Below are 18,874 nucleotides of genomic sequence, written 5' to 3'. Positions count from 1 at the left end.
AGAACTGCGCGCTTTCGTGACCTACGGCAAATGGAACGATGCGGCCACCGCCTCGGTCAATGCGTCGAACAACGGCGGCCCGATCTATAACAACAACACCAGCGGCACGTCCTATGGTTTCCAGGTAGAAACCTGGTTCTAAACACCGAACCAAACCTGCTGCGCGGCGCGCTTTGCGGCCTGCGATGCTCACCGTGCTCTAGCACGGTTGCGCTTCTTAGCCACAAATCACTGCCGCTCGCGACGGTTTTGTTCAGTGTTGATGTTTGTAATGCAGATCAACCTGGCGCATCCTTCGCGGATGCGTTTTTGGCGCCGTCCCGTGATATAAATGCAATGTAGTCGTTTCATGGATCACGGCGCCGTCTTTTCACTGAAGATGATGCCCGTTTGCAAGCGGGTCTGAGCACAAGAGCGCCGGTACAGGCGCAGATTTCACCTTTTTCGGCCCCCGTATGCCGAAGCCCCCTAAAAGCTTGATCAAAAAAGGAATGTGGAGATGAAACTGAAATTCAAGATTACCCAACTGGCCGCGTTGACCACCCTGGCATTCGCCGGCAGCGCCTTTGCGACCGACGTGGAAGTGTTGCACTACTGGACCTCCGGCGGCGAAGCGAAATCCGTGGGCCAGTTGCAGCAAATCGTGAAGGAAAGCGGCTTCGGCTGGAAAGACTTCGCCGTGGCCGGTGGCGCTGGCGAAAACGCCGCGACCGCGCTGAAAACCCGCGTCATTTCCGGCAACCCGCCAACGGCCGCCCAGATCAAGGGCCCGTCGATCCAGGAGTGGGGCGCGGAAGGCGTGCTGGCCAATATCGATGATGCAGCCATTCCAGGCAAATGGGATGCCGTGCTGCCGAAAGTCGTCGCCGACATCATGAAATACAAGGGCCACTACGTTGCCGCCCCTGTCAACGTCCACCGCGTCAACTGGATGTGGGTCAACCCGGAAGTGCTGAAAAAAGCCGGCGTGGCCACCACCCCAACCACCTGGGATGCGTTCTTCGACGCGGCCGAGAAAATCAAGAAATCGGGCGGCATCGCGATCGCCCACGGCGGCCAGCCATGGCAGGACGCTACCGTGTTTGAATCCGTCGCGCTGGGCGTGGGCGGCACGGAATTCTACAAGAAGGCCATCCTCAAGCTGGACCAGAAGGAATTGACCGGCCCGACCATGCTCAAGGTGTTCGACACCCTGGGCAAGGTGAAGACCTACATCGACAAGGATGCGGCAGGCCGCGACTGGAACCTGGCCACCGCCATGGTCATCAACAACAAGGCCGGCTTCCAGTTCATGGGCGACTGGGCCAAGGGCGAGTTCACGGCCGCAGGCAAGGTGCCGGGCAAGGACTACCTGTGCGTGGCCGCTCCTGGCACGGACAAGGCCTACACCTTCAACATCGATTCGTTTGCCATGTTCACGCAAAAGGATGCGAATGCGAAGAAAGGGCAGATCGCCCTGGCCAACGCCATCATGAATCCGAAGTTCCAGTCGATCTTCAACCTGAACAAGGGTTCCATCCCCGTGCGTTCCGGCGTATCGAAGGACAAGTTTGACGCTTGCGCCCTGAAATCGATGGAAGACATGGACGCGACCAACAAGAACGGCGGCCTGGTGCCATCGTTCGCCCACGGCATGGCGCTGGCATCGGCCACGCAAGGCGCCGTGACCGACGTCATCGCCAAGTTCATGAACACCAACATGAGCTCGAAAGACGCGGTTGCTGCATTGGCCAAAGCGGCAAAAGTGAAGTAATCACGACGGCGCCGGCACTCCCGCCGGCGCCCTCTGCATCGCATGCATCGCAGGCGTCCGCCCTGGCATTCGTCCAGGCCGGCGCCACACGCAGTTCTACTTCTACGGCTGTCCTATGTCCATACGCAAGCAATTCGACCGATGGATACCGCAGATGGTGCTGGGCCCCACGCTCATCGCCAGCTTGGTATTCGTCTATGGTTTTATCTTTTTGACCGGTTGGCTGTCGCTGACCGAATCGCGGCTGATGCCGAACTACGAGTTCGCCGGCCTGGTGCAATACGTCGAGCTGTTCGACAACGAGCGCTGGTGGACCTCGCTCAAGAACCTCGGCATCTTCGGTGTCCTGTTCATCGGTTGCAGCATCGCCATCGGCCTGTTCCTGGCCATCCTGCTGGACCAGAAAATCCGCGCCGAAGGCGCGCTGCGCGCCATCTACCTGTATCCGATGGCGCTGTCCTTCATCGTCACCGGCACGGCGTGGAAATGGATGCTCAATCCCAGCCTGGGCCTGGAAAAGGTCATGCACGACTGGGGCTGGACCTCGTTTACCTTCGACTGGCTGGTCAATTCCGACATGGCCATCTACACGGTGGTGATCGCCGGCGTGTGGCAATCGTCGGGCTTCGTCATGGCGCTGTTCCTGGCGGGCCTGCGCGGCATCGATGATGAAATCATCAAGGCGGCGCAAGTTGATGGCGCATCCCTGCCGACGATCTACTGGCGCATCGTGATTCCCGCCATGCGTCCCGTGTTCTTCAGCGTGCTGCTGATCCTCGCGCATATCGCCATCAAGAGCTTCGACCTGGTCATCGCACTGACGGCTGGCGGACCTGGCAATTCGTCGTCCGTGCCGGCCATCTTCATGTACCAGTTTTCCTTCACCCGCGGCCAGCTGGGCCTGGGCTCGGCATCGGCAATGATGATGCTGGCCACCATCGTGGCCGTGCTCGTGCCGCTGATGTACCTGGAAACGCGCAGCGCAAAGGCGATGAGATGACACCTACACGCAATAATCGCCTCACCCTCGGACGGGTGGTTGTATATCTGCTGCTGATCCTGTTTGCGGTGTACTACATCGTGCCCCTGTACGTGACCCTGTCGACGTCGTTCAAGTCGCTCGACGAGATCCGCAGCGGCAACCTGCTGGCACTGCCGCACGTGTGGCAGTTCGATTCCTGGTCCAAGGCCTGGTCCTCGGCCTGCACGGGCGTCACCTGCGACGGCATGCAGCCGTTCTTCTGGAACTCGATCAAGATGGTGATTCCCGCCGTGCTGATCTCGACCTTCCTGGGCGCCTTCAACGGCTACGTGTTCGCGCACTGGCGCTTCCGCGGTTCGGAAATCCTGTTTGCCGCCTTGCTGGTGGGCTGCTTCATTCCGTTCCAGGTGGTGATCCTGCCGATGGCGCGCCTGCTGGGCGAATTCGGCCTGGCCAACACCACTACCGGCCTGGTCTTCGTCCACGTGGTGTATGGCACGGCGTTCACGACCCTGTTCTTCCGTAACTACTATATCGGCGTGCCGGAAGAATTGATCAAGGCGGCCCGCATCGACGGCGCCGGCTTCTTCTTGATCTTCCGCAAGATCGTGCTGCCGATTTCGGGTCCGATTTTCGTCGTCTGCATCATCTGGCAATTCACGCAGATCTGGAACGACTTCCTGTTCGGTATCGTCTTCGCCAGCGGCGATTCGCAGCCGATCACGGTGGGCTTGAACAACCTGGTCAACACGTCCACGGGCGTGAAGGAATACAACGTCAACATGGCGGCCGCGGTGATTGCCGCGCTGCCGACCCTGCTGGTCTATCTGGTCGCAGGCCGTTATTTTGTGCGCGGTCTGACCGCAGGCGCAGTCAAAGGTTAAGGAAAGAATATGTCCAGTTTATCGATACGCAGCATCCGCAAGGTGTACACGAATGGCGTCGAAGTCCTCAAGGGCATCGACATCGAGATCAAGGATGGCCAGTTCCTGATCCTCGTCGGCGGCTCCGGCTCCGGCAAGTCGACCTTGCTCAACATGGTGGCCGGCCTGGAAAGCGTCACTTCCGGCGAAATCCTCATCGACGGCAAGGTGGTCAACGACCTGCCGCCGAAGGACCGCGACATCGCCATGGTGTTCCAGTCGTATGCGCTGTACCCGTCGATGACGGTGCGCGAAAACATCGCGTTCGGCTTGAACGTGAAAAAAGTGCCGAAGGCGGAGCAGGAAGAAATCGTCGCCCGCGTCGCCGAAACCCTGCAGATCACGCATTTGCTGGACCGCCGGCCGGCGCAGCTGTCCGGTGGCCAGCGTCAGCGCGTGGCCATGGGCCGCGCCATTTCGCGCAAGCCGTCGCTGTTCCTGTTCGACGAACCGCTGTCGAACCTGGACGCCAAGCTGCGCGTGGAAATGCGCGCCGAGATCAAGCTGCTGCACCAGCGCCTGAAGGCCACCATCGTCTACGTCACGCATGACCAGATCGAAGCGATGACCATGGGCGATTTGATCGCCGTCATGAAGGATGGGGTGGTGCAGCAACTGGGCACGCCGCAGGAAATCTACGACAATCCGGCGAATCTGTTCGTGGCCGGCTTCATCGGCTCGCCATCGATGAACTTCATCACCGTCAAGCCCGTCGTCGAAGGCAATGAGGTGTTTGTCGCCATCGAGAACGCAGGCAAGAGCATGCGCCTGGCCCTGCCGTTCGCCACCGACAAGCTGCGCAGCTATGCGGGCCGCGACGTGATCCTGGGCGTGCGCCCGGAGCAGATCACGGACATGAGCAGCGCGCACGGCGACGTGGGCCAGGAACTGGGTTGCCTGATCGACCTGGTCGAGCCGACCGGCCCGGATACGCTGCTGACGACGCGCCTGAACGGCGCCGCCGTGACTTGCCGCACGCATCCGCGCGAAGCCGTGCTGCCAGGACAGACGATGCAGCTGTCGTTCAACCTGTCGAAAGCGGCCCTGTTCGATCCGGAGAATGGTGAACGCATCGCGTAAGCGACGTTGCCCATGAAAACGGCCCGCCTGTCAGCTGACAGGCGGGCCGTTGTCGTTTGCGCCGCGCTTACTTGGCCAGCGATTTTTTATACGCGATGGAGTAGCTCAGCTTGCCCGTCGGCGTGACCAGGTCGTCCAGCGCGGCCTGGCTGAATACGCCCGTCCAGCCCAGGGTTTGCGCCGTCACGCCGCGGCTGACGATATCGTTCGCCTTCAGGCCCGCCATCGCCGTCGATGCGCTCTTGATGGTGGCCATGTAGCTGGCAACGTCGCGCGTGTCCGTCTTGGCCAGGTCGATGCCGGGTTGCGTGCGCAGCCAGTCGGCCCAGTAGAATTCGAGGAATTCCGTGGCCGTCGACGGCACCACGTAGCCGGCATCGCGGGTGAAGTAGACGAGCGAGCGGTACGGGTCGTTGCCCAGCGACTTCAAACCGATGGACGCGGGCAGCTGGCTGGTGGCGATGGCCTTGTTGCCGCCATCCTTCAGCCAGACCTTGTTGACCTTCTTCATCTGCGCCCAGAAATCGTATTCACTGAGCTTGCTGAAATTGTCCGTCACCTTGACCCACACTTTCAACTGCAGGTTCTGGCCATTGTCGGCATCCCGGAAGGCGCTGAACGTGTGGTGGCCGTCCGTCAGGTACAGGGTGCCGTTCGGACCGATGACGACCGTCTTCATGTCGCCCGGCTTGGTGCCCACGGCGGACTTGCACTGGAACGTGGCCGGTGGATTGCTCAGGGTGGCGCCGGCCACGTTGGCCGTCTTGCTCACCACGTCGTCCTGGCCGTTGGCTTCGCACAGTTCGGCGAATTTCTTCGGCTTGTTGGTCTTGGCCATGACCAGGTCTTCCGCGCCGTAGCGGCCCAGCTTGTAGTAGATCTGATCGTAGCCGACGGCTGGCTGCGTGGGATGCAGTTCGTCGAGCGACACTTGCAGGAAGACGGGCGCCGCATCGGTGCCGGGGGCCGTGGCGGCCAGCACTTGCTGGCGCGCGCCGAGCACGGGCGGCGTTTCCAGCACGCTCTTGCCGGTGGCCATAGGCGCGCCGCCATCGATGATCTGCGCGACGATGCTGCCGCTGGCATTGACGATGTCGATATCCGTGCCGCTCTGTTTTACCTGCAGGTTGTCGAGCAGGACGTCGGCCGGGTCCTTGCTGTTCGGCGTCAGGGCGCCATTGACGAAGTCGTAGTTGGCCGCCATGCCCAGGGTTTGCAGGGGCGCCGCCAGGGCCGTGCCCAGCTGCGTCTGCGCCGTTTGCAGCCTGGCCGCATCGATGGCGGCCAGGCTGGCGGGAGACGCGCTCGAGGGGATGCTGCCCAGCAGCTGCATGGCGATGACGGAGGTGAGCGGCGTCAGGTTGACGGCGCTTTCCTTCAGCGACAGCGCGTACAGGGTGGTGCCGCCTGCCGGCGTGACGGAGACGAGGAAGGGCGCCTTCGCCGCGGCAGCCAGGGTGATGGCCACTTTGCCTGTCGCGTCCGTGGTGCCGCTGCCGACGACATTCTTGCCGGCGTCGAGCACGGAGACGGAAGCATTCGCCACGGCCTTGCCGGTGGCCGCTACCACGTTCAGGATGCGTGCCGGGGTGACGGGGTCCACCGGGACGACGGGCGCCGTGGTGCCGCGATAGTCTGTGCCGCCACAGGCGGCCAGGCTGGCGCCCAGTGCGAGGGCGATGGCAATCGATATGGTGCTGCGGCGGATGCTGTGCTTGTACATGGTGTCCCGTGATGTCGGCCTGAAAAGTGCCGACATGCTAGCGGGCGCAGATGTCAGGATGATGACACGCCTGGATGTTACTGACGCAGCAGCGACTTGCGGTAGTCGATGGCGTAGCCCAGCTTGCCCTTGTCTTCGGTCAGTTCGTCGAACGCTGCATGGTCGATTTCGCGCAGCGCGCCAAGGTCCGCCGCGCGCTTGCCGCCGCTGACGGGCTCCGCCGGTTGCAGCGCCACCATCGCCTGCGCCGCCAGCAGGATGGTGCTGGCATACGCGGCGGGATCAAGCAAGTCGACACGCGCCAGGTCCAGCGCCGGTTTGCGGCGCAGCCAGTCGGCCCAGTAGAATTCGAGAAATTCCGTGGCCTGGTCGGGCGGCTGGTAGCCGATCTCGCGCGTGAAGTACACGAGCGAGCGGTAGGGATCGTCGCCCAGGGATGCGAGGCCGATGGCGGATGGCAGTTGCTGCGGCGTGATGGCCTGGTTCCGGCCGTTTTTCAGCCATACCTTGTTTTCCGCGCGCATGCGCGTCCAGAAGGCCGCTTCGCCCAGCGCGCTGAAATTGTCGCTGACCTTGACCCACACCTTGAGTTGGTGGTTGCGCCCGCCATCGGCATCCCATAAAGTGGAAAACGTGTGGTGGCCATCGGTGAGGTATACCGTGCCGCGCGGCCCGATGACGACAGTCTTCATGTCGTCGGGACGGCTGCCCACGGCCGCCTTGCAGCGGTAGCCGGGCGGTGGCGTAGTCAGCGTGGCGCCGGCCACATTGGCCGTGCCGGGCAAGACGTCGCCCTGGCCATTGGCTTCGCACAGGTCGGCGAATTTCTTTGGCTTGGCGATGTCGGCGATGTGTTTTTCTTCGGCCGCATAGCGTCCCAGCTTGTAGTACACCTGGTCGTAGCCGATGGCCGGCTGGGTCGGATGCAGTTCATCGAGGCGCACCTGCAGGATGCGCGGATGGGCGGCGCTGCCCGTGACGGTCGCCATCAGCGCCTGCTGGCGCGCACTGAGGGCGGGCGCGACGGCAGCATCGCGGGCCAGTGCCGGCGGCAGGAAGGCTGCAAGGCAGGCCAGGGCCAGCAGCAGGGCGGGGATGCGGGAAAGAATCCGGTTCATTGCCTGTGTCTCCAATCGATACAGTATGGATGACGCCAGGCGCCGTGGCTTGATGCCGCGCAGGAGTGGTTCACATCGCTGCGCGCCGTTAGCGGCCCAGCATGCGCAGGCAGGCGTCGGCCACGTCGGCGGCGAAGGCGCTGCTGTCCTGTAACTGTGCGGCGATGGCGTCGTCCGTCACGCCATGCACGGCCGAGTAAATCATCAGGGCCGCCAGGCGTGGCTGCGGCAAAGGCCACGTGCCGGCCGCCGCGCCGCCCGCCAGGATGGCGCCCAGCTGGGCCAGGATGGCGTTCTTGTCGGGATTGTCCGCGGAATCGATGCCGATGCTGCGCCGGTGGCTCGTGTAGACGATGTCGTGCAATTGCCAGGTGCGCAGGTAAGTGGCCACATTCGCCTGCACCCACGCGCGCAGCCGGCCTTCCCAGTCGCCGGGCATGCACAGGTCGACGGCCGTTGCCAGACTGGCCAGGAAGTGCTGCGTATAGCGTCCGGCCAGCGCCGCCAGCATCTCGTGCTTGGATGGAAAATAGTGATAGAACGTGCCTTTCGCCACGCCGGCCAGGGTGGTGATGTCGCTGACGGTGGTCGCTTCCACGCCCTTGTCGAGAAACAGGCGCTCGGCGGCGGCCATCAATTCATCGAGGCGCACTTCGGCAGGCTTGGTGCGGGGGCGAACGGGGGCCGGCGCGGCGGCATCAGCATCAGGCAGGGCGGAGTTTGCATGTCGTGTCGTGGTCATGCGCCCAGTATAAGTGAAGCGCGGGCGTCGCCCAAGCGTCCGCGTACACACGATTAGCTTTTAATTGACCGACGGTCAGTCGATTGTTATGATGAAGGCGAACTCATGAATTGGAGACACGCCATGCAGCGCTATCGCCGCGCGGCCCTGGTGGCCGCCGCCTACCTGGGCACTTTTCTCGCCTCGCTCGACATCAGCATCGTCAACGTGGCTTTGCCCACCCTGCAAACGGCGCTGGCGACGGATATGGCGGGTTTGCAGTGGGTGATCAACGCGTATGCGCTGTGCCTGTCGGCCTGCATTCTGTCGGCCGGTCCGCTGGGCGACCGGCATGGGCACAAGCGCATCTGGCTGCTGGGCGTGGCCCTGTTTACGGCCGGTTCGCTGCTGTGCGCCCTGGCGGCCGGCCTGCCGCTGCTGCTGGCGGGCCGGGCCGTGCAGGGCATCGCGGGGGCCTTGCTGATCCCCGGCGCCATGCCGATACTGAGCCACGCGTTTCCCGACCCGCGCGAACGGGCGCACGTGATCGGCGGCTGGTCGGCTTTCAGCGCGCTGGCGCTGATCCTGGGGCCGCTGCTGGGCGGCATGCTGCTGGAGACCACGGGCTGGCAAAGCATCTTCCTGATCAACCTGCCGCTGGGAGTGCTGGCCATGCTGCTGGGCGCCTGGGGCATGACGGAACGCCATTACCGGGAACAGGCGGCGCTGGACCGGACGGGACAGGTGCTCAGCATCGTCTGGCTCGGTGCGCTCACCTACGGCTTGATCGCGCTGGGCGAGGTGGACGGCCCGGGCGGCATGGCTGCCTGGCCATCGCTGGGCGTGGCGCTGCTGGCCTTCGTCGCCTTCCTGGCTGTCGAAGCGCGCGCGCCACGTCCCCTGTTGCCGTTGCGGCTGTTTTGCGACCGGACCTTTGCGTTGATCAACCTGGCGTCGCTGGTGCTGGGGTTTGCCTGCTACAGCAGCCTGTTCTTTTTCTCGCTGTACCTGCAGCAAATCCAGGGCTGGCCGGCGGGCGCCAGCGGCTGGCGCATGTTGCCGCAGTTCGCGGCCATGGGCGTCGTTTCCCTCTGCTTCGGCCGCCTCAGCCGCCATTTGTCGCTGCGGCGAATGATGCTGGGCGGCTATGTGCTGGCGGGCCTGGTGCTGCTGGCGACGGCGACCTTGGCGCCGCGGACGCCCTACGCCATCGTCGGCAGCCTGTTCGGCCTGCTGGGCCTGGCGATGGGCTTGGCCGTGCCGGCCACCGGTTTGCTGGTGATGGCATCCGTGCGCGGCGAGCAAGCCGGCATGGCTTCGGCCATCATGAATGCCTTGCGCCAGGCGGGCATGACCCTGGGCGTGGCCGTGCTGGGCAGCGTGATGAGCTTGCGCGCCGCCGCCCTGCTGGAGCGGGCGGGGCAGCTTGCCGCCCTGGCAGCCGGTTTTCAGCTGGCCATGCTGCTGGCGGGGCTGGCATGCCTGGCCGTGGCCTTGCCGCTGTACTGGCTGCCGCCGAAGTAAGGCTTATGCCTGCAAATGGCTGGGCACGCGCGGCGACGACATCAGGTCGCGGAACGCGGCCCAGTGCTCGGCGCGCGTCGCGCCCTGGCGCTCGACATAGGCTTTCGCCATGTCCTGGCCCAGGTTGTAATTGATGACGTACGCGCCCATGGCGTCGTAGAACTGCAGGCGCTGCGCGGATTTTTCGGCCGGGTACAGGCGCACGTTGACCAGCCATTCCAGCGCTTCTTCGCGGGTCAGGCTGCCTTCGAGATACTGGCGCGCGATGTCGTTGTCGGCGTAGCCTAGCTTGGCCAGCAACTGGTTCAGCTGTGCGTAGCGGGGCGCCAGCGCCGGATCGAGGCCGGCCAGCGGGTACAGCACCTGCTGTTCGAATGCCAGCCGTTCTGCATCGGTAAAACTCAGTTCGATGCCGTAATTGGCCGTGCCTTCGGCGATCAAGGATTGCGGCGAGTACAGCGGATAGATGCAGTATTCCATCCAGCCCTTGCCGCGCACCAGGTCGCGCTCGAGCAGCACGTTGTACACGTGGTGACCGGGATACGCTTCGTGGCAGCCGAGATCGACCGCGCGGTCGATATACACGGGCAAGTCGGTATTGATCTGGATCACGCTCTGGTAGTTGCCCTTGTACCAGTTGTAGCCGCTCCACGGTTTGTCGGTGACGAATTCCAGCACGAAATCCTCGCCTTCGGGCAGGGCGATGTACTGCAAGGTGCGTTCGCGGCCCGCGCGGATGGCCGCATCCATGACGGCGCGCAGCTTGTCGGCGGGAATGATAAGTTGCGCGCGCAAGGCGTTGACCCGGTCGCTGACCGTGCCGTCGCCAGGCAGCAGGGCATCGATCTGCGCCACCAGTTCTGCGTAATAGGCGCGGCTGTGGTGGGGCGAGACGGCGTCGTACAGGCGCGCGCTTTCCGTGTCGAAATCCAGGCGTGTGCCTTGCAGCATGTCCGCCTTGGCCAGCACGGCTTGCAACTGCTTGCGCAGGTTGAGGGCGCGCAGGCAGGAGGCGTCGGCCAGCAGGGCCAGCGCCGCGTTTGCGCCATCTTTGATATCGCTCAAACTCTGCAGCTGTTTGACCGCTGCGGCCTGCCACGCGGGCGGGCCGTAATACGCGTCGACATACGAGGCATCGTGCTGGCCCATGGCCAGGACCAGCTTGACGTAGCGTTCGGCCACGTCGGCGAGGGAAGGGGAGTTGCTGTCGTTGTTGGTCATGGAGGCAGGGTTCTTCACGGTTGGACAGCGCCTATTGTATAGCGCAATCAGCCAGGCGTGAGGCACGGTCGGGCGACATCATTTCCCTATAACAATGAGCGAAAGGCATCTTGATGTAGCTCAGTGAACCTGGCATTCGTGGCCTGTGTGAGCGGGTTTGGTAGCAAGATGGCGTGGTCTTCTTTTTTACATGTACACGTGATTTTCTCCTTGATCTTTCTTCGTTTATGGACGAATATGATGTATGAGATCCGGCACTACCTGACGTCATCGGGCAGGGATTTATATACGGAATGGCTGAAGCGCCAGCGCGACAACACGGCCAGGGTGGCCATCGTGCGCCGCGTGCTGTGTATGATTCCTGGCAATTTTGGCGACCATAAATTTTGCCACGACGGCGTGTGGGAGTTGCGCATCGATGTGGGGGCCGGCTACCGTATCTACTATGCCATTGCCGGCGAACAGATCATTTTATTGCTGTGCGGTGGCGACAAGCGCACGCAACCGAAAGATATCGAGTACGCCTGTGCCTGCTGGCACGACTGGAAGGAGAGGGGACATGAGAGAGAACATGAACGAGGACATCCGCAAACCACCAAGAGACCGCTCGCATGACGAAGCGATGGCTGAGCTGTACCGCGACGATCCCGCCTTCGCCCTGGAATTGATCAACAATATCCTCGTCGATGGCGACCATGGCGAACTGCTGGCCGTGCTGCGCCAGCTGACGCGCGCCTTTGGCGGCGTGCCGGCCGTGGCGCAGGCGGCCAAGCTCAATCCTACCCAGCTGTACCGCACCCTGTCGCCCGAAGGCAATCCCTCGCTGAGCACCTTGACGGCCATCCTCGACGCCATGGGCTTGCGGCTGGCCGTGGAACCCAAGCAACCGTTTCCTGCGCCGGCTGCCTGAGTCCACCGGCAGCTTAAAACTCGACGGGCCGCGCTTCGCGCATCGCTTGCGTCATGGCCAGGCCGATGCGCGTCGCTTCCGTCGCGTCGTGCAAGGTCAAGGACAAGGTGCGCCGGCCCAGCGCCGCATCCGTAAACTCCTGCGCCTCGATCAAAAAGGCGTCGGCGAAGCGGGCATAGAAGTCCGGCGTGCATTCATTGCGCACGCCATGCGCATCCGAAATTTCCACCCTGTTCAGGCGCGGATTGCTGCCCACGGCCAGGCGGCCGCCCGTGCCGAACACTTCCGTCAGGGTTTCATGGCCATGCGCCATGGTGCGCGACGCCATGAAGCTGGCCATGCTGCCATCGGAAAACTCCACCGTTGCCAGGCCATTGTCGACATCGCCGAACGCTTGCAAGCCCGTGTGGATGGCGTTGGTGCCGCTGGCGTACACGCGTTTGGGCACGGGATTGCCCAGCAGCCAGCGCGCCAGGTCGATATCGTGCACGCTGCAATCGAGGAAGATGCCGCCGCTGGTGGGGGCGAAGCGCATGAAGGCGCCGCTGGGGTCGTTCTGGTCGCACGTCTGCGAACGCACCAGATACGGCTTGCCGATCAGCCCCTGGGCGATCTTTTGCTGCGCGTCATGGTAGCTGGCGTCGAAGCGGCGCACGAAGCCGATCATGATGGTCAGCTGCGGGTGGCGCGCCGCTTCCGCTTCCACCTTCAGGCAGTCGGCCAGGTCCAGCGACAGCGGTTTTTCGCAAAACACGTGCTTGCCGGCGCGCAGGGCGGCGATGATCTGATCCGCGTGCAGCGAGGTGGGCGTGACGAGGAAGACGGCGTCCAGGCCCGGGTGGGCCAGCAGGGCGTCGTAATCGGCATAGCCGGTGGCGATGCCGAGCGTGCTGGCGGCCCAGTCCAGTTCGGCCGGCACGGGACTGCAGGCGGCCACGACCTTGGCATTCGGCACGCGCTGTGCCAGGTTGATGGCGTGGCGCTGGCCCAGCCGGCCCAGGCCGACGATGCCGACTTTTAATGTTGGGGATGACATGGTGTCTCCAGATTTTTTATTGTTGTTTATAAAGTTACAACGCCAGGGTCACGACACGACCCTCGCGCCACGACAAGGTGGCCGCCTCGGCCAGTTCCAGTGCCTTCAGACCATCGTGGACGGTGGTGCGCAGGGGCGTGCCGTGGGTGAGGGCGTCAAAGAAGTGCGCCATTTCCTGCGCGTAGGCCACGCGATAACGTTCCAGGAAGAAATCTTCCGGTTTGTCCACGCTGACGTTCACTGAGCCATAGGCCGTCACTTCCGTCGGCTTGTGGTTGCCTGCCTGCAGCATGCCGGCGCTGCCCAGCACTTCGAAGCGCTGGTCGTAGCCGTAGGCGGCGCGGCGCGAGGCATTGATCTGGCACAAACGTCCTTTCGCCGTGCGGATGGTGACGACGGCCGTGTCCAGGTCGCCCGCCTCGCCGATGGCGGGGTCGACGAGGCAGCTGCCCGTGGCGTGCACGCTGACGGCTTCATCGTCGAGTATCCAGCGGAAAATGTCGAAATCGTGGATCAGCATATCCTTGAAGATGCCGCCTGAGACCTTGATGTAGCTCACGGGCGGCGGGCCGGGATCGCGGCTGGTGACCACCAGCAATTCCGGCGTGCCGATCTCGCCCGCTTCGATGCGTGTCTTGACGGCATTGAAAGTCGGGTCGTAGCGGCGCTGGAAGCCCAGCATGCACAGTACCTTGGCTTCCTTGACGGCGGCGGCGCAGGCGCGTGCGCGGTCGAGGGTCAGGTCGACGGGTTTTTCGCAAAAGATGGCCTTGCCGGCGGCGGCCGAGCGCAGGATCAGGTCCGCGTGCGTATCCGTGCTGGAAGCGATGACGACGGCCTTGATGGCCGGGTCGGCCAGCGCCGCTTCGACAGTTGCGCTGCTGCCGCCGTGCAAGCCGGCAAGGGCGGCGGCCGCTTCCTGGTTGACGTCGACCACGTACTTGAACTGCACGCCGGGTTGGGCAGCCAGGTTGGCCGCGTGGATTTTGCCGATGCGTCCGGCGCCGAACAACGCTACTTCAATCATCATGTTCTCCTGGGGTGTGGATTTCTTCGATGTCGAGCTCTAATTTGTATGCCAGCGCGATGAACAGCGCCTGGCACAGGCAGATGGTGCTGGTCAGCGAGCGGAAGGCGAAGGCGCTGCCCTCGGTGACGGTGAGCAGCGCGTCGGCGGCCCGCGCGAGCGGGGCCAGCTTGCTGTCGGTAATCACCAGGACCTTGGCGCCCTTGTCTTGCGCCGCCTTGATGCACTGCTGGGTTTCCTTGCCGTAAGGCGAGAAACTGATGGCGATCGCCACATCGCGTTCGCGCACGCTGCGCATCTGTTCGCGGTGCATGCCGCCCAGTCCGCTAATCAGGTGCACGCGCTTGTCCGTGTGTTCCAGCGCGTAGGCGATGTAGGAGGCGATCGGAAAGGACCGGCGCACGCCGATCACATAGATGTTTTCCGCTTTTAGCAGCAGGTTGACGGCCGCTTCCAGCTGCGCGTCGTCGAGGCCGGCCGCCAGGTCGTCTAGGCCGGCGCGGCTGGCGCCGACGAATTCGCGCGTCAGGTCGCCCGCGCTGAGGGCGGCGTCGCGCGTGGAAATGAGCTTGCGGATGCGCTGCTGGTAGTCGGGCGTGGCGCCGGCCTGGTCCGTGTAGGCCTGGCGGAACACGTCCTGCATTTCCGAAAAGCCCGTATAGCCGAAGCGCTGCGCGAAGCGCACGATGGCGGACGGCTGCACATCGCAGGCGGCCGCGATGTCGCTGATGCGCTCGAGCATCAGGCTGGCGCGGTGCTTTTCAATGTATTGGGCGATGACTTTCAGCTGGCGCGACAGGTTGTCGTACTCGGCGGCAATGTGCTGCATCAGCTGTTCGATGGGGGCGGTGGCTGCCATGGTGTTTTCCTCGGTTGCTTGCTGGGCCGCGCAACATGACTGCGGCGGCTGGTTCTGGCGAGAATTATAGGAGTGAATCCAGAAAATAGAAATGATTTTCTATTTAAATTTATTTTGAAAATTTTATTGCATTTGTCTTTTTTGTGGCCTAAGCTGTGCGCAGTGCATCGGGTCTTGCCGGTCTTCCGGCTCCCCGCTGACACGCGACAAAAGCTGGCAACTATAAAAATTAATCCTTCAAGGAGACATTCATGCAAAGCAATAAGCGTAAGGGATTTCTGAAGCACCTGGCCGTGCTGGGCCTTGGCCTGGGACTGGGTCTGGGCATGAGCGCCAGCCACGCGGCAGGCGAGAAATTCGTGCTGATCAGCCATGCGCCCGATTCCGATTCCTGGTGGAATACGATTAAAAATTCCGTCAAGCAAGCAGGCGAAGACTTCAATGTCACCGTCGACTACCGCAATCCACCGAACGGCGACCTGGCCGACATGGCGCGCCTGGTCGAGCAATCGGCTGCCCGCAACTACGACGGCGTGATCGTCAGCATCGCCGACTTCAGCGTGCTGCAAAAACCCCTGGGCCTTGTTGCTGCCAAGAAGATTCCGTTTGTCACGATCAATTCGGGCACCCTGACGCAAAGCGAGCAGCTGGGCGCCGTAATGCACGTGGGCCAGCCTGAATACGAGGCAGGCAAGGGCGCCGGCGAAAAAGCCAAGGCGGCCGGCATCAAGTCCTTCGTTTGCGTCAACCACTACGCGACGAATCCGTCGTCATTCGAGCGCTGCCGCGGCTTTGCCGAAGCCATCGGCGTCGATTTCAAGGCCGCCACCCTGGATGCGGGCGAAGATCCGACCACCATCGAAAGCAAGTTGAGCGCCTACCTGCGCAACAACCCGAAAACCCAGGCCGTGCTGGCGCTGGGCCCCACCTCGGCCCACGCTTCGCTGAAGGCCCTGGAAAAAATGGGTTTGAAGGGCAAGATGTGGTTCGCCACGTTCGACCTGTCCGATGAAATCTCGAAGGGCATCAAGGATGGCAGCATCCAGTTCGCCATCGATCAGCAACCTTACCTGCAAGGCTATATCCCCGTTGCCGTGCTGGCCATCATGAAGCAGGACAAGACCACGGACCTGGCCAAGGTGCGCGAAAAGCTGATCAATAACGCCAAATTCAAGGCGCGCCTGGCCGAGTACGGCCTGGCACCATCGTATGGCCCGCGCCATATCGGTTCCGGTCCTGGTTATGTCACCAAGGACAATATCGGCAAGGTAGAGAAATACGCCGGCCAGTTCCGTTAAGCACCCGCTTTTCAGTTCAATCAAGACCTTAGTCGTTGTCCCCGCGCGCAGGCCATGCTTGCCGGCGCGCGGGTCCTGCCGCCCTGGAATTGCTGTCGAGGCTGGTAGGTTGCTATAAAACAAGGGAGACATAGCATGAGTACCGTGAAATTAAGCGTGGAGCAGGGTGGCATGGCCGCCTCGGGCACGCCGCCGCAAAAGCAGGGCGTTGATGAGCGCGTGGGGCAGGTCAGCTGGCTCAAGCGGCTGTTCAGCCGCCCGGAATTCGCCTCGATCTCGGGCGCCATCCTGGTGTTCGCCTTCTTTATCCTGACGGCCGGCGACTCCGGCATGTTCAACCTCGACGGCGTGATCAACTGGGCGCAAGTGGCCGCCTACCTGGGCATCATCGCCATCGGCGCCTGCGTATTGATGATCGCCGGCGAATTCGACCTGTCGATCGGCTCCATGATCGGCTTTGCCGGCATGATGATCGCCATCCCTTCCGTCTACTTCCACTGGCCCGTGTGGGCCGCCATCCTGTTCGCCTTTGCCGGTTCGATGGCGCTGGGCTGGCTCAACGGCTACCTGGTCATCAAGACGCGCTTGCCTTCGTTTATCGTCACCCTGGCCTTCCTGTTCATCCTGCGCGGCCTGACCCTGGCCCTGTCCATCATGTTTGCCAACCGCACCATCGTCAGCGGCATCGGCGCGCTGGCCGCCGACGACTGGCTGGCCACGACCCTGTTCCATGGCGAAGTGGGCACGTCGCTGTTCGCCTGGATGGCCAAGGCGGGCTGGATCACGGCCCTCGACAATGGCGCGCCGCTGGTCAAGGGCATCCCCAAGGTCATCGTCTGGTGGGCCGGCCTGGCGCTGGTGTCCGGCTTCGTCCTGGCCCGCACCCGCATCGGCAACTGGATCTTCGCCGTCGGCGGCGACGCCAACGCGGCCAAGAACGTGGGCGTGCCCGTGAAAACCATCAAGGTATCGCTGTTTGTCTTCACGGCGTTCTGCGCTTGCCTGTTTGCCACGCTGCAAGTATTTGACGTGGGTTCGGCCGCCGCCGACCGCGGCATGCAAAAGGAATTCGAAGCCATCATCGCGGCCGTCATCGGCGGCGCCTTGCTGACGGGCGGCTACGGTTCCGTCGTCGGCGCCTGCTTCGGCGCGCTGATCTTCGGGGTGGTGCAGATCGGCATTACTTATACCAATATCAATTCGGACTGGTTCCGCGTCTTCCTCGGCGTCATGCTGTTGATCGCGGTACTGTTCAACAACTTTGTCCGTGCCCGTGTCACGGAAGCGAGATAAGCCATGAGCGAATACATCCTTGCGCTGGAAAACATCAGCAAACGTTTCGGCTCCGTCATCGCCCTGCAAAACGTCACCCTGCGCCTGAAACCGGGCGAAGTGCATTGCTTGCTCGGTGATAACGGCGCCGGCAAGTCGACCCTGATCAAGACCTTGGCCGGCGTGCACCGGCCCACCAGCGGCGAGTATCTGGTTGATGGCAAGCCCGTCAGCTTCAATTCGCCGAAGGAAGCGCTCGACCTGGGCGTGGCCACCGTCTACCAGGACCTGGCGCTGGTGCCATTGCTGTCCGTGGCGCGCAATTTCTTCATGGGCCGCGAACCGATCCGGAAAATGTTCGGCGTGCTGCCCGTGATGGATATGGAATATGCGGCCACCACGGCGCGCGACAAGCTGGCCGAAATGGGCATCATGGTGCGCGACCCGCACCAGGCCGTGGGCACCATGTCGGGCGGCGAGCGGCAATGCCTGGCCATTGCCCGCGCCATCCACTTCGGCGCGCGCGTGCTGATCCTCGATGAGCCGACGGCGGCCTTGGGCGTGAAACAGTCGTTCAATGTGTTGAAACTGATCTACAAGGCGCGCGAACGGGGCTTGTCCGTGATCTTTATTACCCACAATGTGCACCATGCCTACCCCGTGGGCGACTCGTTCACGCTCTTGAACCGGGGCAAATCGCTGGGCACTTACACCAAGGAAACTGTTTCCAAGGATGAAGTACTCGACATGATGGCGGGCGGTGCGGAAATGCAAACGCTGATGAGTGAACTCGACGGTGTCACGATTTAAGGATAACCATGAATAACCCGACACAATTTGCCCAGGGCCGCGCGCTGGACGTGATCTGCCTGGGCCGCCTGGCGGTGGACCTGTACGCGCAGCAGATCGGCAGCACCCTGGAAGACGCGACCAGCTTCGCCAAGTACCTGGGCGGCTCGTCGGCGAATATCGCCTTCGGCACGGCCCGCCTGGGCTTGAAGTCCGCCATGCTGTCGAAGGTGGGCGACGACCACATGGGGCGTTTCTTGACGGACACGTTATCGAAAGAGGGTTGCGACGTCAGCCATGTCGGCATCGACCGCGACCGCCTGACGGCGCTGGTGATGCTGGGCATCAAGGATAAAAACACCTTTCCCCTGATTTTCTACCGTGAAAACTGCGCCGACATGGCCATCGAGCCATCCGCCGTCGACGCCGCCTTTATTGCATCGAGCAAGGCGCTGTTGATCACCGGCACGCATTTTTCGACGGCTGCCATGCACGCCGTCAGCACGCAGGCCCTGAAATTGGCGCGCGCCAACAACGTGCGCACCATGCTCGACATCGATTACCGGCCCGTGCTGTGGGGACTTTCCGGCAAGGCGGACGGCGAAACGCGCTTCGTTTCCAACGATGGTGTCACGCGG

General features: G+C 62.8%; 19 protein-coding genes. 12 read left to right on the top strand and 7 right to left on the bottom strand.

Annotation, left to right across the window (positions count from 1 at the left end):
* Window positions 1–4: 4 nt before the first annotated feature.
* From NCG91_RS27525 to NCG91_RS27505, 5 genes are all read left to right on the top strand, one after another.
* Complete coding sequence (locus tag NCG91_RS27525; protein WP_258001197.1) at window positions 5–142, top strand: carbohydrate porin; 138 nt, start codon at window positions 5–7, stop codon at window positions 140–142.
* A gap of 357 nt (window positions 143–499) precedes the next feature.
* Window positions 500–1,753 carry an ABC transporter substrate-binding protein gene (locus NCG91_RS27520; RefSeq protein WP_099664439.1) on the top strand — a complete coding sequence of 418 codons (1,254 nt, stop codon included), beginning with the start codon at window positions 500–502 and terminating at the stop codon, window positions 1,751–1,753.
* Window positions 1,754–1,868: 115 nt separating this feature from the next.
* Window positions 1,869–2,753, top strand: coding sequence for a carbohydrate ABC transporter permease (locus NCG91_RS27515; protein ID WP_010397323.1), 885 nt, complete (start codon window positions 1,869–1,871; stop codon window positions 2,751–2,753).
* Window positions 2,750–3,619, top strand: coding sequence for a carbohydrate ABC transporter permease (locus NCG91_RS27510; protein WP_034777933.1), 870 nt, complete (start codon window positions 2,750–2,752; stop codon window positions 3,617–3,619). The genes NCG91_RS27515 and NCG91_RS27510 overlap by 4 nt, the downstream gene beginning before the upstream one ends.
* 9 nt (window positions 3,620–3,628) lie before the next feature.
* Window positions 3,629–4,738, top strand: coding sequence for an ABC transporter ATP-binding protein (locus tag NCG91_RS27505; protein ID WP_099664438.1), 1,110 nt, complete (start codon window positions 3,629–3,631; stop codon window positions 4,736–4,738).
* Between the two features lie 67 nt (window positions 4,739–4,805).
* Here NCG91_RS27505 and NCG91_RS27500 read toward each other — a convergent pair whose 3' ends face one another.
* The 3 genes from NCG91_RS27500 to NCG91_RS27490 form a co-directional block, all read right to left on the bottom strand.
* The gene (locus NCG91_RS27500; RefSeq protein WP_251351997.1) at window positions 4,806–6,461 is read right to left on the bottom strand and encodes a ParB-like protein; all 1,656 of its coding nucleotides are present in this window, start codon (window positions 6,459–6,461) and stop codon (window positions 4,806–4,808) included.
* Between the two features lie 77 nt (window positions 6,462–6,538).
* Window positions 6,539–7,579 carry a ParB/Srx family N-terminal domain-containing protein gene (locus NCG91_RS27495; RefSeq protein WP_251351995.1) on the bottom strand — a complete coding sequence of 347 codons (1,041 nt, stop codon included), beginning with the start codon at window positions 7,577–7,579 and terminating at the stop codon, window positions 6,539–6,541.
* Between the two features lie 88 nt (window positions 7,580–7,667).
* Complete coding sequence (locus NCG91_RS27490; protein WP_251352001.1) at window positions 7,668–8,213, bottom strand: TetR/AcrR family transcriptional regulator; 546 nt, start codon at window positions 8,211–8,213, stop codon at window positions 7,668–7,670.
* A gap of 231 nt (window positions 8,214–8,444) precedes the next feature.
* On the opposite strand from NCG91_RS27490, the gene NCG91_RS27485 reads away from it, so the two are divergent.
* Window positions 8,445–9,824, top strand: coding sequence for an MFS transporter (locus NCG91_RS27485; RefSeq protein ID WP_251352000.1), 1,380 nt, complete (start codon window positions 8,445–8,447; stop codon window positions 9,822–9,824).
* A gap of 3 nt (window positions 9,825–9,827) precedes the next feature.
* Here NCG91_RS27485 and NCG91_RS27480 read toward each other — a convergent pair whose 3' ends face one another.
* A complete protein-coding gene (locus NCG91_RS27480; protein ID WP_251351993.1) occupies window positions 9,828–11,045 on the bottom strand; it encodes a hypothetical protein in 1,218 nt (405 codons plus the stop codon).
* 123 nt (window positions 11,046–11,168) lie between these two features.
* On the opposite strand from NCG91_RS27480, the gene NCG91_RS27475 reads away from it, so the two are divergent.
* A complete protein-coding gene (locus NCG91_RS27475) occupies window positions 11,169–11,660 on the top strand; it encodes a type II toxin-antitoxin system RelE/ParE family toxin (RefSeq protein ID WP_435526527.1) in 492 nt (163 codons plus the stop codon).
* Window positions 11,617–11,955, top strand: coding sequence for a helix-turn-helix domain-containing transcriptional regulator (locus NCG91_RS27470; protein ID WP_099664432.1), 339 nt, complete (start codon window positions 11,617–11,619; stop codon window positions 11,953–11,955). The genes NCG91_RS27475 and NCG91_RS27470 overlap by 44 nt, the downstream gene beginning before the upstream one ends.
* Before the next feature lie 13 nt (window positions 11,956–11,968).
* Here the strand turns inward: NCG91_RS27470 and NCG91_RS27465 are convergent, their stop codons facing one another.
* From NCG91_RS27465 to NCG91_RS27455, 3 genes are read right to left on the bottom strand one after another with little or no spacing between them, the layout of a single operon-like run.
* Window positions 11,969–12,991, bottom strand: a complete 1,023-nt coding sequence (locus NCG91_RS27465; protein WP_251351992.1) for a Gfo/Idh/MocA family oxidoreductase — start codon at window positions 12,989–12,991, stop codon at window positions 11,969–11,971.
* 34 nt (window positions 12,992–13,025) lie between these two features.
* Complete coding sequence (gene iolG / locus NCG91_RS27460; RefSeq protein ID WP_251351998.1) at window positions 13,026–14,018, bottom strand: inositol 2-dehydrogenase; 993 nt, start codon at window positions 14,016–14,018, stop codon at window positions 13,026–13,028.
* Entirely contained in the window at window positions 14,011–14,877 is an 867-nt protein-coding gene (locus NCG91_RS27455) for a MurR/RpiR family transcriptional regulator (RefSeq protein ID WP_034757651.1), read from the bottom strand. Before NCG91_RS27455 ends, iolG begins: the two co-directional genes overlap by 8 nt.
* Window positions 14,878–15,128: 251 nt before the next feature.
* Between NCG91_RS27455 and NCG91_RS27450 the strand changes: the two genes are divergently transcribed.
* The 4 genes from NCG91_RS27450 to NCG91_RS27435 form a co-directional block, all read left to right on the top strand.
* On the top strand, window positions 15,129–16,175 hold the full coding sequence (locus tag NCG91_RS27450; RefSeq protein WP_251351991.1) for a sugar ABC transporter substrate-binding protein: 1,047 nt from the start codon (window positions 15,129–15,131) through the stop codon (window positions 16,173–16,175).
* Window positions 16,176–16,346: 171 nt separating this feature from the next.
* A complete protein-coding gene (locus NCG91_RS27445) occupies window positions 16,347–17,468 on the top strand; it encodes an ABC transporter permease (RefSeq protein ID WP_219310687.1) in 1,122 nt (373 codons plus the stop codon).
* A gap of 3 nt (window positions 17,469–17,471) precedes the next feature.
* A complete protein-coding gene (locus NCG91_RS27440; RefSeq protein WP_251351989.1) occupies window positions 17,472–18,257 on the top strand; it encodes an ATP-binding cassette domain-containing protein in 786 nt (261 codons plus the stop codon).
* Between the two features lie 8 nt (window positions 18,258–18,265).
* A partial coding sequence (locus tag NCG91_RS27435) for a PfkB family carbohydrate kinase (RefSeq protein WP_251351987.1) occupies window positions 18,266–18,874 on the top strand: 609 nt, incomplete at its 3' end.

Origin of the sequence: Janthinobacterium kumbetense, from assembly GCF_023703445.1 — a bacterium.
GTDB lineage: Bacteria > Pseudomonadota > Gammaproteobacteria > Burkholderiales > Burkholderiaceae_D > Janthinobacterium > Janthinobacterium kumbetense.
Note: the sequence above shows the minus strand (reverse complement) of the source record. Positions and strands in the feature narration are given on the sequence as shown.

Coding starts and splice junctions, on each gene's coding strand:
- NCG91_RS27495 (WP_251351995.1), bottom strand. CDS start 7,579: ATGAACCGGATTCTTTCCCGCATCCCCGCCCTGCTGCTGGCCCTGGCC.
- NCG91_RS27450 (WP_251351991.1), top strand. CDS start 15,129: ATGCAAAGCAATAAGCGTAAGGGATTTCTGAAGCACCTGGCCGTGCTG.
- NCG91_RS27470 (WP_099664432.1), top strand. CDS start 11,617: ATGAACGAGGACATCCGCAAACCACCAAGAGACCGCTCGCATGACGAA.
- iolG (WP_251351998.1), bottom strand. CDS start 14,018: ATGATTGAAGTAGCGTTGTTCGGCGCCGGACGCATCGGCAAAATCCAC.
- NCG91_RS27520 (WP_099664439.1), top strand. CDS start 500: ATGAAACTGAAATTCAAGATTACCCAACTGGCCGCGTTGACCACCCTG.
- NCG91_RS27465 (WP_251351992.1), bottom strand. CDS start 12,991: ATGTCATCCCCAACATTAAAAGTCGGCATCGTCGGCCTGGGCCGGCTG.
- NCG91_RS27510 (WP_034777933.1), top strand. CDS start 2,750: ATGACACCTACACGCAATAATCGCCTCACCCTCGGACGGGTGGTTGTA.
- NCG91_RS27505 (WP_099664438.1), top strand. CDS start 3,629: ATGTCCAGTTTATCGATACGCAGCATCCGCAAGGTGTACACGAATGGC.
- NCG91_RS27455 (WP_034757651.1), bottom strand. CDS start 14,877: ATGGCAGCCACCGCCCCCATCGAACAGCTGATGCAGCACATTGCCGCC.
- NCG91_RS27485 (WP_251352000.1), top strand. CDS start 8,445: ATGCAGCGCTATCGCCGCGCGGCCCTGGTGGCCGCCGCCTACCTGGGC.
- NCG91_RS27480 (WP_251351993.1), bottom strand. CDS start 11,045: ATGACCAACAACGACAGCAACTCCCCTTCCCTCGCCGACGTGGCCGAA.
- NCG91_RS27490 (WP_251352001.1), bottom strand. CDS start 8,213: ATGGCCGCCGCCGAGCGCCTGTTTCTCGACAAGGGCGTGGAAGCGACC.
- NCG91_RS27500 (WP_251351997.1), bottom strand. CDS start 6,461: ATGTACAAGCACAGCATCCGCCGCAGCACCATATCGATTGCCATCGCC.
- NCG91_RS27515 (WP_010397323.1), top strand. CDS start 1,869: ATGTCCATACGCAAGCAATTCGACCGATGGATACCGCAGATGGTGCTG.
- NCG91_RS27440 (WP_251351989.1), top strand. CDS start 17,472: ATGAGCGAATACATCCTTGCGCTGGAAAACATCAGCAAACGTTTCGGC.
- NCG91_RS27445 (WP_219310687.1), top strand. CDS start 16,347: ATGGCCGCCTCGGGCACGCCGCCGCAAAAGCAGGGCGTTGATGAGCGC.